Consider the following 12,746-nt stretch of genomic DNA (forward strand, 5'->3'; position numbering starts at 1 on the left):
GCCGGCACTGCGCCGGGGCGGAGTCACGACAGCAGGGCGGTGGCGGCCGCCAGGAGGTCCTGATTGCGGCCGGTGACGTCGCGTTCGGTCAGCTCGTGCAACTCGTCCGCCCGCACGCCGAGGTCCTCAAGCGGGACGTCGACGTTGCCGCGTGCCCTGGTGGCGCGCCGGAGCGCGACGCGGAACCCGGCACCGCGCGGCAGCTCGCCGAGCAGCTCGGGCAGCCATACGCGCAGCAGTTCGTGCGTCCACACGTTGGCGCCGCCGGCCCCGGTCCGCCACGCGGTCCCCAGGACGGGGCCGAGGCCGTTGTCCTGGAAACCGGCGGCGAAGACGTCGGCGGCCGAGTAGGACAGCGCGTCGGTGATCAGAACCTTCGGTCCGGTGTAGCGCGGCAGTCCGGCGGTGACCGCTTCGGGGTCGGTGAGCGGGAAGCCCTGCGAGTGCACCTCGCCGGTCTCCACGGCGGCGCGGATCGAGCTCGACCAGACGCGGAAGCCCGGGTTGGACCGGGCCAGTGCGAGCGCGGCGCGCGTGGTCGGCAGCGAGAAGCTCACCGGGACGACGGGATGCCCGCTCAGGATCTGCAGCGCGGACTCCGCCGCCGGGACATGGCCGCCCGGGTTGCCACGGATGTCCACGATCAGCCCTTCCGCAGGAGCGCGCGCCACCATCCGCGCCAGCTGTTCGGCGAACAGCCGGGCTCCCGAGACGTTGAACGAGAAGATGCGCAGGTATCCGTACGAACGTCCGCGCAGCCGCAGCGTCCGGTAGGCGACCACACCGCGGAAGGCCCGCGGGGACGGGCGCCGCGCCTGGGGCGGGGCGAACAGCGCGCGTTTGATCTGCCGCGTGGCCTCGTTCCCGGCGTCGATGCCGAGGCTGGTGGCCAGTGTGGGCACCGGGTCCTGCGCGCGGCCCGCGCGCAACTCGGCGGCGCGCACCCGCCACGGGAGACGCGTCTCGCGGCGCCGCCCGGTACGGGTGCGGTAGGTCAGCAGTACCCAGTGCTCGTCGGGCGGTGGACCGGTGCGCAACGAGCGCAGCGTCAGCGACTCCAGCCCGCGCGCCAGGCGCGCGTCCGGGTTGGAGCCCGCCTGCGCTGCCGCGTTGCGCTCGATTGCGCGTTCGATCGGCACGCCGTTCCAGGTCTCCAGCTCGGCTCCGACGTCGAAGCCGGCGTGCGCCAGCGAGCGGTCGATCTTGGAGACGATGTGGTGCGGCCTGCCGTCCGGGTCGACGTAGCGTTCGACGAGGAAGCCGAGCGTCGCCACATGACCCCGGTACGGGTCCGGCAGCTGGTAGCCGGTGTGCAGGTCCCGCAGCTCCCGGAAGACACCTGCCAGCTCGGCGTGGAACTGCGGCTCGCTGAGCGGCCTCAGGCGGCGTTCCAGCAGCCTCAGGCGCTGGACCGGGTCGGTGGCGTGCATCGCCCGCTTCAGCGGGAGGTGTACGTACAGCTCCTCGAGCAGCACCCGGGCCGCGGCCACCAGGCGGTGGCGGTCCGCGAGCGGCAGCGGGTCGTCGGCGGCCCGCTCCAGGAAAGCGTCGAGCCCGATCGAGTCGGGCAGGGTGCGGGCCGGCTGCGCCACCGTCGCGCTCATGTGTAGTACTCCGCGAGGTGCTGGAGCTGGGGCACACCGCTGCGGGCCACGGCGGCGAAGTAGGCGGCGTCGTGCGTCAGCGGGTCCAGGCGCGGTACGACCAGGTCCTGCGGGACCTCCGCCGCCGCGGCGAACGTACCGGCGTCGCCCTCCGGCATGTCCCCGAAGAGCACGAGCGGCGCCTCGGGATCGTCCAGCGGGCCGCCCCAGTCCGCGAGCGCGTCCTGCGCGGACCGCCAGGCGGCCACCGGATCGGCGCGTACCTTCTCCAGCGCGCGCTTGACGCCGGGCCAGTCGAGGGTGGCGTCGCCGCGGTCCGGCTGCCGTACCGCCACCCGGCGCTTGAGCCCGGCCACCGTGAGGGTGTCGGTGCGTGTCGCACCGACGGCGGTCATCAGCCCCGGCGTCCCGTAGAACGGCCGGCCGCGCACCAGTACCAGCCGTACGTGCCGCTCGGTCGCGTTGATCAGATTGCGGTACACGTCCCTGTCCGGGTCGTGGCGTTCGAGTACGAGCAGGTCCGCGGCGCTGCCCCGCCGCAGCCGGCCCACCTGCGGCCCCCAGGCGGTCGCCAGCGCGTCACCAGGGTTGGCGGTGACCATGTCGCACAGCTCCCGGTCGCTGAAGTGCCCACCCAACTCGTGCTGGTTGACGGCGTCGGCGACCTTCAGCTCGCCGAGCACATGCTTGGTCCCCGACGGCGACCAGTCGGAGCCCAGCGCGACCCGCAGCCCCTTCCTGTCGGCGTCCACCACGCTCGTCGTCTCGTGGTAGAGCCAGTAGTTGGAGAACGGCGACCATACGACCGTCCCCCGCGCCCGGGCGTCGATCGCCGCCACCGCCTCCTGCCACGTCCCGAAGTCGGCACCGGTCAGCGCGGTGCCGTGCACGCCGATCAGGCCGGGCTTCAGACACGGTGCGAGTTCGATGAACTCGTCGTGCACGGTCGAGCCACGCTTGCCCTCCGCGACGTGGTAGATCAGCACCCGGGTGCCGTCGAGCTTGTCCGCCCGGCTGTCGCGCAGTTCCTCGGCGTCGAGTTGGAGCGCTGCGGTCATCACCATGTCGGTGCCCGTCGGCAGCTTCTCGTTGTCGATGATCCGCAGCAGCCAGCCGTCGACGGGGCGGGTGGAGCGCGGGGCGCCCTGGATGGCCGTCGTGCCCCCGATCAGCGCTTTGACCTCGACGTACTTGACCAGCGCCTCGGGCGCCGCGTGACCGAGCACCCTGGCGGGCCAGGTGACAGAGGTGGAGTAGTCGGGCGGATGCCGTTCGCCGACCCAGCGGTCGTGGTGCGCGTAGGGCACACCGACCGCCTCCCACAGCGGGAGCGTGTTGTACGCGAGGTGGTTGTGGAGGTCGATCAGGCCGGGGAGGATCAGTGCCTCCGTGTCGATCCGCGGGGCGTCGGAGAACCCCGCGGGTGGAGCCTGATCGGCCGACCGTACGGCGGCCAGTCGGCCGTCGTCGCCGACGTACACGGCGCCCGGGTCCAGGACCCGGTGCTCGTCGTCGAAGGTGACGACCGTGCCGCGGAGCACGAGTGCCATCAGTCCGGCGCCTTCCAGACCAGCGTGTGCCCGTCGTCCGGCGAGGGGCGGCTGACGGAGTTCTGCGCTCCACTCGGCCTGGCACGCACCCACGCGTCGTCGCCCAGGAACGCGGGCGCACCGAAGGGCAGGTCGCGCCGGGGGATCGGGCTGTAGTCGGCCTCCGCGAAGTCCACCCCGTAGGTGGGGCCGGTGTTGTCACCGTCGTCGTCCGGTGTCACGATCTCGCGCAGCTGTGTGACGGCGCCGCGCCAGGCGTCGAGCAGCGCTTCGGGGTCATGGCTGGAGGGGTGGGGCACCTCGACCAGCGTGACCTGCGGTCGTGACGTCCACAGCCGCACCGCCTCCCGGGCCATGAACCCCATCGCGACGATCGCCTGGAGCGTCGGGTCGGTCGCCCGGTCGAAGACAGCGTTCCGCCACTGCGTCTGTGCCGGTTCGGCCAGGCGGTCCTTCATCGCGAACGCCTGGCTCGGGTGCACCGCGTACGCCCACGCGTTCAGGCAGACGTAGGAGCGGGTCAGCCCCAGCTTGGTGAGGAAGCCCTGCACCCGCTGGCCGGCGTTGCCGACGAGGCTGCGCCCGGCGATCCGCTCGGTCGGTCCGGGATCAGAGGCGACGATCAGCACACGGGCTGAGCCGTCGAGCCGGCCGCGGTAGAAGATCGGTCCCCAGTCGTACCAGAACGCGGACTCGACGGGCGGATCGGGCACTTGCGCGAACAGCTCCGCGAACTGGGCCGTCGGCCCGCGGTCGAACTCCCGCATGACGCAGTGCCTCCTCGCCGTTCTGACGGGTACTCGTCGCCCCAGCTGCGACAGCACACCTCGGCACTCCAGGGCGAGCTGCGGGCCTGTCGGCCGTGACGGGATCCGACTCCATGGATCACTCCCCGCCACTCCGCACAAACCACGACAGCCGCCAACTGGCCGAGAGGAGGAGCCAGGACGACAGCTCGGGGAGCCGCCGCGTCCCCCGATCGGCTGACACCTGCTGTGGCCTGGCGTGCATCGACGCAGGGCAAAATGACATGTGCGGGACAAGGGCGGGGTCGACCGCCGTACGAATCCGTCACCGAGTGGTGCGGCGGTCATGCACATGAATCCTCACCACGGCGTCCGCGCCCAGAACGGGGAGAGCGCGCGCCGTGGGAGGCAGATCGACACGGCAAGAGCGGTCCTCGCCGTCGCGCTCCATCGTCGCCGGGTGGCGCTGCGCCGGGGGCAGGCCGTCGGTGATCGGGTCGAAGCTGTCGCTGGAGCCCTCGACCATGGAATTCCACGCCGCCCATGCCTGGACATCGCCGCCCTGGGCGTCGGGCCCGATGTCGACGATGAGGGAGTCGCTCCAGGCAGGCACCTGCTCCAGATGGTCGGCGAACCGGAAGTGGTCGTCGTGTCCGTCGAGTTTGAACACCCGAAGCGTGAGGCTGTAGCGCATCCGCGGAGCGGCACTCTTGTCCGAGGGAATCCCCGGCTCGGGGCGAGCAGGCTCCAGCAGAAAGGTGCGGGCCAGCGGAACGGTGCCGTCTGGTCTTCCTTCCAGGCGTCGGATCTCCTGGCTGAGCTGAATCGGACACCAGTGGGAAGTCTGCTGTTCGCTGATGATGACCGGAAGCCCACGGATGGCGAGGCGCATGTCCGCCTGCCACTGTTCGTCGTCCACGGCGGCAGGCAGGCCGGTGAGACCGAGGCTGACCTGCCAGGGGCCGAAGAGGAAGCGGCGCAGGTTCTGGTAGCCCTCCTCGGAATTCACCTCCCCGTAGGGACCTGAGTGGGAACGGTGGACGTAGGCGCGGTGGGCGCGGCGCACATAGGCGTGGTCGATGGACACCAGGCCGTCGCTCTTGGGGCCGACGGTGAGCCGGGCGAGCCCGTAGTCCTTGGGGTTGGTGCCCACGAGACAGAAGATGTTCTCGGTGGGGAAGGCTTCCTCCGGCACGGTCTGCGGATCGAAGGCGGACGAGCGCGGGGGAGTGTCGCCGAACTTCGCCCCGGGCTCGAGGTAGCCGTACATCTTCTCCGGGGCGAAGATGTCCGAACCGGCCGGGCCGAAGGCCTGCTGCGCCCAGTCGAGGGCATCGAGCTGGAAGTCGATACCGCCGTGCGGGGTGCCGTAGGTGAAGAACTTCGCCACCAGGTCCGTGGCCGGCAGCCGGGACCGGCCGTCCTCCTGTGGCTGGAAGCAGATCTTCTGCATCATGCAGCGCACGACCAGACCGCCCATCGAATGGGCCACGAGGTGGACTTTGGGGGCTCCGGTCTTCTGCCGGATCAGCGTGATCAGGTCGTACAGGCCGACGGCTGCCGCCTCGATGTTGAAACCTTCGGCGGCCACCAGGTGGTGCACCTTGTTCCAGAGGTGCTTGAACACGTTCTCGTGCGGGGGCGGGACAAAGGTGGTGGCTGCCTGGTCATAGAACCGGTACACCCACAGCGAGGCAGGCGTAAGCGCCGCGTCGGCGGAGTCGAGGAGGTGCCGGTGCTGGTCTCCCTGCACGAGCAACCGGTAGCCCTCGTCGCCCATCAACCGCAGCAGCGGACCTTCGAACTGGTAGAAGCGAGGGTCGCCGTCTCCTCCGATACGGACGTGGGTGGCACCGCGGTTGAATCCGTAGAAGGGGTCGTCCACCACGTTGTCGATACCGGCCGTCGGCCCGGCGTATCCCCGTACGTAGATGATCGGCAACTTGTCCACCCGGAACCTCCCGAAGCGCGCGACGTGGCGAGGGGCTACCGGAACAGCTCCGGTCCAGACGCACTCGGTCTGCGAGGCAAGCGTGCCGTGCGCATGCGCGACGGCTGCGCACCGCCGCAGCCAGGGGCGGACACACCAGTCGGACAGCGGACACGATGGGGGTTACGGGCGGTGTGACACGGGGGCCGCTGCTCCTCCCGGGGCAATCGGTCACCCGGCTGTCAGCGGAGGCAGATCGCTGAGGGGGGTGTGGGCGACAGCGCCCGTACGTTCCAGTGCGGCGGCGCAGACGACTGCCCGGCTCCACTGCGAAGCCGGGCAGGAGGCACTCCGCCGGTTGTCAGGGGGCCAGGACGAAGAGCCCGAAGAGCAGGAAGCCCACGCTGAAGAGGAAGACTCCGCCGAACAGGAACAACTCCGCACGGCGACTCAGCGGGTTCTCCCGGAAGTACTTCAGAGGCTCTACTTGTATGCCGTGCGGTCCCAACGCCATTGGCTTCCCCTCTTCGGCCTGCCTGACCGTCACTTACCCGGCTTCGCGTGTTTCATCCTCTGCTCTGGGGAATGGGCGGGCAGGTGATGGCGGCGGAGTTCGGAGGTGCCGATGCCCTCACCATTGTCGGTCCTGTGTGCGGCGGCCAAAAGCAGAAGTTCACCACTCCCCGCAGTCGAACAGACACCAAGGGATACGATGTTCGACGATGACTGTTCCTCCGCCCCAGCCTCCGCAACAGCCCCTTGGTGCTCCTCCCGTACCGCCGTACGGCGGTGGCCCCTACGGCCAACCCGCACCCCGGTCTCCCCATACGGGATACCCGGCGTACCCGGCGTACCCCACCTTTCCCGGGCGGCCGGGCGGGGGATGGGGGGCTCCTCCGCCGCCCCCGCGGAACCGGGGCGGCTGGAAGGCCGTCGGTGTCGTGGTGGCTCTCCTCACCGCCGGATCGGTGTTCTCCTTCCTCGGCCAGCAGCGGGACTCGAACTCCCGCCCGGAGGGAGGGGCGGCCGAGGAGAGCGGAGGCAGCAGCTACCACGTCTCGCTGCCCAAAACCGTGGACGGCGGACGACTTGCGCTCGACGAGGACCTCAGTGACAAGCCCGAGAACCAGAACCCCGATCTGAACCCCGGGGACACCCAGTACGTGGCCTGGTACGCCTCGGACTCCGGCGACGAACGCTACCTCTACGTCGGCTACAACTCCGCGGCCGCCGAGGACGGCAGTTCCGCGGACAAGATGCTCGACGGTCAGGTGGACGCCTCCGACACTTCCAGCCCGCCCAAGCGGCACCACATCACCCCGCCAGGAGCCGACGAGCCCCTGACCTGCATAGTGATACCGGCCCCGAAATCAGGCCGGGGCGCTGTTGCCGCTACCTGTGCCTGGGACGACACCGGCTCGGCCGCCTCCGTCAGTGACGGTGGCGACACCGCCGCGGCAGCCACGAGCGTGAAGGACTACGACCTCAAAGCGTTCGCCGAGAAGGTCGACCGCATCCGACGCGACGTCCGCAACCCGGCTTCCTGAAGCCCGTGGCCCGAACCACAGTGGATCGCAGCCGTCACGGCACCGGCCCAGGCCTCTGTGGGTGGTGGGGGAGGGGAGTGACAAGGACGGTCACCGTCGCGCCCGGCCGCGCGTGCACCCGTGCCACGGCCGTCCGGCCCGAGGGGAGCACCGGCGTCGCCGTCCCCGCAGGGCCCGTAACCTGGACCCGCCATCCGTCCGGGTGCGGCGGTACGCGTACTTCGGTGCTGCCGTGGCCCGCGCGGTAGACCAGCCGGTAGGCGTCGGTGTCCGGGGCGTGTTCCTCCCTGGTGACCGTGCCCGCCACAGCTGCGGCGTACGGGGCTGCGGTCTGCTTCTTGTTGGTGCGGAAGCGGCCCTTCTCGTCGACGGCACAGTAGCCACTCCCGTAGCACCAGACATAGCTTGCCCAGCCTGAGCTGTAGCGGTTCAGCGAGGCGAGCGCGTCGCGGTAGAAGCGCCCCATGTTCGGCAGGGCGCTGTTGAGCGGCCCCCACTCTCCCACGACCACCGGGACGCCGTACCGCGTCGGGTATTCGGTCACGGCCGCCTCGTAGGCTTCGATCCAGCCGGCGGCGGGATCGTAGTCGGCGCCGGCTTCCATCGCGGTGTTGTAGAAGTGCGGCGCGTAGACGACCTTGGAGGCGTCGATGCGGCCGAGGCCGGTCGGGACGCCCTCGCCCACGATCGGAGTCGGCTCGAAGAAGATCCAGTTGTCGTCGTCCACCGAACGGATCGCGTCCGCGAGGCGGTTGTACATCGGGGTGAGGTGCTCCGCCTCGATGCGCCGGGCCGCCGTCGGCAGGTCCTCGCCGGGCCGGGCCTCGCCCATCGGCTCGTTGATCAGGTCGTAGCCGATGACGGCCGGGTGGTCGGCGAACCGGGCCGCCAGGACCCGCCACATACGTGCCTGAGCCCGCTGCAGGTCGGTATCCGTGTAGAGATGGGTGAACGCGCGCTGCACGGCCGGCTCGAAATACTCCGAGAACCAGTCGTCGGGATGCGGCTCGAAGGGCAGGCCATCGGTCCTGGTGGCCCACGCGGGAATCCCGCGGTGTCCGAAGGCGGGCCCGAAGACGTCCTGGTGGGCGTCGAGCAGCACATGGATGCGGTACCGGTGCGCCCAGTCAAGGATGCGCTCGATCTTCTCCAGGTAGTCCGCGCGGTAGTGGCCGCGCCGGGGTTCCAGGTCGTCCCAGAAGACCAGCAGCCGGGCGAAGTTGAAGCCCTGATCGTGCAGGTCCTTGAAGTGGCGCTCGGTGATGGCGGAAAGCGCCTGTCGGCCCCGGTGCTTCTTGTCCTCCACGTTCCAGCCGCGCAGGGTGAGCACCCGTCCGCGCTCGTCGGTGAGGCGGGGCGGCCGCGGCGGCCCGGTGTCCGCGTCGGCGGCGACCGCGGGGGCGGTACCCGCGCCGAGCACGACGAAGCAGACCAGGAGCGCGAGGGAGGTGAGCAGGCGTCGGTACACGGACGGACCCTCCGATGCGGTCGTCGGTTCCTCGGTGCCGCAGATCCCATCAGCCCATCAGCCCACCTGACGGGCCATCAAGAGAACATCCGGCCACGGAGAGAGGTATGTACCGCCGATCCGGGGGCGCACCGGGGGGCGCCCGGGGGGAGGGGTCCCGAGCGGGCGGGACGGAGCGGGAACGTTCCCGAGCCGCCCCGCCCACACCAACATCGGAACCCGGACTCTTTCCCCTACATGGCAGGAGTATCGGTCGCGGCCGGGCTCTTCTCGGCGCCGTTCGACAGCGTCCCGTTCTCCAGGCCTTCCTCCACCGCGGTGACGGCCTGGTCGACCAGCCGCTGCTCCTGCTTCAGCCGGACGGCGGCCAGGTATGCCTGGCGTTCGCTCCGGAAGGACCTGACCGTGGCGACGCACAGGCCGATCATGACCAGGCTGAACGGGAGCGCGGTGATGATCGCCGCCGTTTGCAGGGTGGTCAGCGATGTGGTTCCGCTGCCGCTGGCGACCAGGAGCGCGACGGCCACGGCGCCCTCGGAGCCGGCCCAGAACACGCGGCTCCACACCGGTGGTTCGGGGTCGCCGCCGGAGGCCAGCATGTCGACCACGAAGCTGCCGGAGTCGGAGGAGGTGACGAAGAACAGCACGATCAGCAGGAGCGCCGCCCCTGCGACGAACGCTCCGCCCGGCAGGGTGTCGAGCAGTTGGAAGAAGGCGCTGTTGGTACCGACCGTGCCGTCTTCCCCGACCAGTCCGCCGCCACCCAGCGTCTCGCGGTGCAGTGCCGAGCCGCCGAAGACCGCGAACCAGACGAAGGTCAGCAGAGTGGGTATCAACAGCACCCCGGTGACGAACTCGCGCACGGTCCGTCCGCGGGAGATCCGGGCGATGAAGATACCGACGAACGGCGCCCACGAGATCCACCAGCCCCAGTAGAAGACCGTCCAGCTGCTGACCCAGGCTGTGCCGTCATGGCCTTCCGTGGCCCCGGTGTTGAAGCTCAGCGTGACGATGTTCTGCAGATACGCCCCGATGTCCTCGACGAACGTATTGAGGATGAAGAGCGTCGGGCCCGTGATGAGCGCGAAGAGCAACAGCACTCCGGCCAGTGTCATATTGATGTTCGACAGCCATTTGATGCCTTTGCCGATGCCTGTGACCACCGAGATGGTGGCGATCAACGTGATGCCGATGATGAGGGCGACCTGCACGGACTTGTCGGCGTCGGCCACCCAGCCCCGGGACTCCAGCCCCGAGGCGATCTGCACCACGCCGAAGCCGAGAGAGGTGGCCACGCCGAAGAGGGTGCCGACGAGGGCGATCACATCGATCGCGTCACCCCAGCGACCCCTGATCCTGTTACCGAGGATCGGCTCCAGTGCCCAGCGGATGGAGACCGGGCGGCCCTTGCGGTGTACGGCGTAGGCGACGGCGAGGCCGACGACGATATAGATGGCCCAAGGGTGGATTCCCCAATGCAGGAACGTCTGGACCATGGCGAACTCGCTGCGCTCGGCCTCCGCTTTGCCGACGCCCGGCCTGGGGGAGACGAAGTGGTTCAACGGCTCGGCAACGCCCCAGAAGACGAGCCCGATGCCCATGCCGGCAGCGAACAGCATCGCCAGCCATGAGCCCATGCTGAACTCGGGCTTGTCGTCGTCCGCGCCGAGCTTGATGTCGCCGAAGCGGCCGATGCCGACCCAGAGGGCGAAGATCACGAAGAGCGAGACCAGGGCGGTGTAGTACCAGCCGAGACCGCCGACGATCTCCTCCTGCACCGTGCTGATGGTCTTCTGTGCCGAGGTCCTGAACACCGTTGCGTACAGCACGAAGCCGGCGACGATGATCGCGGACGGCCAGAAGACACCCGGCGCGATCGACGACTTACGGGGTGGGGGCCCTGTCGTCTCTTCGCCGGGGGAGTTACCTGGCGATTTCGCCATGGGGACAGCCATGCTGTCATCCCTTCTGTTGGTCGTGCGTGCGGTCGTGCGGAGGGGCGGTCGGACTCGGACTCGGGCTTCGGGCTCGGACGGGGCGGTGGGGCGGCGGCCGATGCGGCGCCACAGGTCCGGTCGTCTCCGGCGGACTCAGCGGTCTGCAGTCCCCGGCAGTCATGGCGCAGTGCCGGAGCACTGTCTGTCTGTGCGGAGCAACAGCTGACCTGTTGCGTAATAAGAAGCCTGTCTCTATGAGCGCAACAGAGAACACTTCGCGAATCCAGCCGTCAAGGCCCTGGTCCACAGAATCTCCGAGCGATCCGCCAAGGTCCTGGCCGCCGGAACCCCTCAGTGGCAGGCGGTCGCGAGCTGCGCTGCGGCCTCCGTCCGAGCGCGAGTCATCTGCTTGACAAGGGATGGGGGGAACCTCAAACTTGCGTTGCGTCTTACGCAATCGGTTTCACATTACGCATCAAGGGTGATCACGATGATTCCTGTGTGCCGTCTCGCCGACCTGCCGCGAGGCGAGGCCAGTCGGTTCGAGGGTGACCCGCCCATCGCCGTGTTCCACACCGAGGACGGCGAGGTCTACGCAATCGACGACACGTGCACTCACCAGGACGCCTCGCTCTCCGACGGCTGGCTGGAGGGGTGCGAGGTGGAATGCCCGCTGCACGCCTCGAAGTTCGACCTGCGCACCGGCAAGCCGGACGGCCCGCCCGCCCGGCGCCCTGTGCGCACCCATGAGGTCGTGGTCGAGGACGGCATGGTCTACGTACGGCTGTCCGAGGTTGTCCCCAGCGTCCCGGCGTGCGCCGCCCGCCGCCTGGCCGTCGAAGGAGCCGTATGAGGGCAGCGGCCGTGGCCGGCGCGTCGTGCCCCGAGCTGTTGCCGGCCGAGGCGTCGCCGCACGCCGAGCCGTCGCCCGCCCGGGCCACCGTCCGGACAACCGTCCCGTCGCGCCCCGGCAGACCGGCACTCCATCCGTACGGGCTTCCGCGGCCCGGTCGGACCCTGGTCATGGGCGTGGTGAACGTCACGCCGGACTCCTTCTCCGACGGCGGGCTGTCCCTCACCCCTGAAACGGCCGTCGCTCACGGACTCAGACTGTTCGAGCAGGGCGCGGACATCGTGGACGTGGGCGGTGAGTCGACGCGGCCCGGTGCGGTACGCCCGTCCGCCGAGGAGGAGCTGCGGCGCGTCCTGCCCGTCGTCAGGGAACTCGCCGCGGCAGGCGGGACCGTCAGTGTCGACACCATGCGGGCCGAGGTCGCCGCCCGCGCCCTCGACGCGGGGGCGCGGCTGGTCAACGATGTCTCGGGCGGTCTCGCCGATCCGGCGATGCTGCCCTTGATGGCGCGGGCCGACGCGCCGTACGCGGTGATGCACTGGCGCGGGCACGCCGCAGGCATGCAGGCGAACGCCGTGTACGACGACGTCGTCAGCGATGTGGTCGATGAGCTGTCGCTGAGGGTCGAGGCCGCGCTTCAGGCCGGGGTCCCACCCGGCTGCCTGATCGTCGACCCCGGGTTGGGTTTCGCCAAGACGGCCGCACACAACTGGGAGCTGCTGGCCCGTCTCGGGGAGGTCACCGCGCTTCGCTGTCCCCTCCTCGTGGGCGCGTCACGCAAGTCCTTCCTGGGCTCTCTGCTGGCGGACCCGGAGACGGGAGAGTCGCGCCCGGCGCAGCTGAGGGACACTGCGACCGCCGCCGTGTCGGTTCTGGCGGCGGCGCAGGGGGCCTGGTGCCTGCGCGTGCACGATGTGGCCTCGACCCTCGACGCGGTGCGGGTGACGGCCCGCTGGGGTGATGAGAGGGCACCTTCGCCTCAGGACCCTCCGCGGCAGCGGCTCAGTGGCGGGTTCAGAGCGCATCCCCGCTCTTGACACCGGCTGCCTCACACCGATTCCCTTGTTGCGTGATACGCACGCCGTTGCATATAAGGAAACACGGCGCTGTC

Annotated in this window: 10 protein-coding genes; 3 read left to right on the plus strand and 7 right to left on the minus strand. The window is 69.8% G+C overall.

The window, feature by feature from the left end; translation table 11 throughout:
- Nucleotides 1-23: 23 nt before the first annotated feature.
- From HC362_RS32740 to HC362_RS32760, 5 genes are all read right to left on the minus strand, one after another.
- Nucleotides 24-1,604: a S41 family peptidase gene (locus HC362_RS32740; protein WP_243087970.1), complete on the minus strand. Its 1,581-nt coding sequence runs from the start codon at nucleotides 1,602-1,604 to the stop codon at nucleotides 24-26.
- The gene (locus HC362_RS32745; RefSeq protein ID WP_243087971.1) at nucleotides 1,601-3,154 is read right to left on the minus strand and encodes an amidohydrolase family protein; all 1,554 of its coding nucleotides are present in this window, start codon (nucleotides 3,152-3,154) and stop codon (nucleotides 1,601-1,603) included. The genes HC362_RS32740 and HC362_RS32745 overlap by 4 nt, the downstream gene beginning before the upstream one ends.
- Nucleotides 3,154-3,921, minus strand: coding sequence for a hypothetical protein (locus tag HC362_RS32750; RefSeq protein ID WP_243087972.1), 768 nt, complete (start codon nucleotides 3,919-3,921; stop codon nucleotides 3,154-3,156). The genes HC362_RS32745 and HC362_RS32750 overlap by 1 nt, the downstream gene beginning before the upstream one ends.
- 304 nt (nucleotides 3,922-4,225) lie before the next feature.
- Nucleotides 4,226-5,851 carry an alpha/beta hydrolase gene (locus HC362_RS32755; RefSeq protein ID WP_243087973.1) on the minus strand — a complete coding sequence of 542 codons (1,626 nt, stop codon included), beginning with the start codon at nucleotides 5,849-5,851 and terminating at the stop codon, nucleotides 4,226-4,228.
- A gap of 340 nt (nucleotides 5,852-6,191) precedes the next feature.
- Entirely contained in the window at nucleotides 6,192-6,344 is a 153-nt protein-coding gene (locus HC362_RS32760; protein WP_243087974.1) for a hypothetical protein, read from the minus strand.
- A gap of 430 nt (nucleotides 6,345-6,774) precedes the next feature.
- On the opposite strand from HC362_RS32760, the gene HC362_RS32765 reads away from it, so the two are divergent.
- The gene (locus HC362_RS32765) at nucleotides 6,775-7,377 is read left to right on the plus strand and encodes a hypothetical protein (RefSeq protein ID WP_243087975.1); all 603 of its coding nucleotides are present in this window, start codon (nucleotides 6,775-6,777) and stop codon (nucleotides 7,375-7,377) included.
- A gap of 34 nt (nucleotides 7,378-7,411) precedes the next feature.
- On the opposite strand, the gene HC362_RS32770 is transcribed toward HC362_RS32765, so the two are convergent.
- Nucleotides 7,412-8,845, minus strand: coding sequence for a cellulase family glycosylhydrolase (locus HC362_RS32770; protein ID WP_243087976.1), 1,434 nt, complete (start codon nucleotides 8,843-8,845; stop codon nucleotides 7,412-7,414).
- 233 nt (nucleotides 8,846-9,078) lie between these two features.
- Entirely contained in the window at nucleotides 9,079-10,800 is a 1,722-nt protein-coding gene (locus tag HC362_RS32775; protein ID WP_243087977.1) for a BCCT family transporter, read from the minus strand.
- 472 nt (nucleotides 10,801-11,272) lie between these two features.
- Between HC362_RS32775 and HC362_RS32780 the strand changes: the two genes are divergently transcribed.
- Entirely contained in the window at nucleotides 11,273-11,635 is a 363-nt protein-coding gene (locus HC362_RS32780; protein WP_243088917.1) for a bifunctional 3-phenylpropionate/cinnamic acid dioxygenase ferredoxin subunit, read from the plus strand.
- Between the two features lie 170 nt (nucleotides 11,636-11,805).
- Entirely contained in the window at nucleotides 11,806-12,672 is an 867-nt protein-coding gene (folP, locus tag HC362_RS32785; protein ID WP_243088918.1) for a dihydropteroate synthase, read from the plus strand.
- The last annotated feature ends 74 nt before the right edge of the window (nucleotides 12,673-12,746 follow it).

This window comes from Streptomyces sp. 891-h, assembly GCF_022760275.1.
Lineage (GTDB): Bacteria > Actinomycetota > Actinomycetes > Streptomycetales > Streptomycetaceae > Streptomyces > Streptomyces spirodelae.

What these genes read in the sequence shown, in the direction of transcription:
- HC362_RS32745 (WP_243087971.1), bottom strand. Translation starts at nt 3,154, where the DNA reads ATGGCACTCGTGCTCCGCGGCACGGTCGTCACCTTCGACGACGAGCAC.
- folP (WP_243088918.1), top strand. Translation starts at nt 11,806, where the DNA reads ATGGGCGTGGTGAACGTCACGCCGGACTCCTTCTCCGACGGCGGGCTG.
- HC362_RS32780 (WP_243088917.1), top strand. Translation starts at nt 11,273, where the DNA reads ATGATTCCTGTGTGCCGTCTCGCCGACCTGCCGCGAGGCGAGGCCAGT.
- HC362_RS32750 (WP_243087972.1), bottom strand. Translation starts at nt 3,921, where the DNA reads ATGCGGGAGTTCGACCGCGGGCCGACGGCCCAGTTCGCGGAGCTGTTC.
- HC362_RS32775 (WP_243087977.1), bottom strand. Translation starts at nt 10,800, where the DNA reads ATGGCTGTCCCCATGGCGAAATCGCCAGGTAACTCCCCCGGCGAAGAG.
- HC362_RS32760 (WP_243087974.1), bottom strand. Translation starts at nt 6,344, where the DNA reads ATGGCGTTGGGACCGCACGGCATACAAGTAGAGCCTCTGAAGTACTTC.
- HC362_RS32740 (WP_243087970.1), bottom strand. Translation starts at nt 1,604, where the DNA reads ATGAGCGCGACGGTGGCGCAGCCGGCCCGCACCCTGCCCGACTCGATC.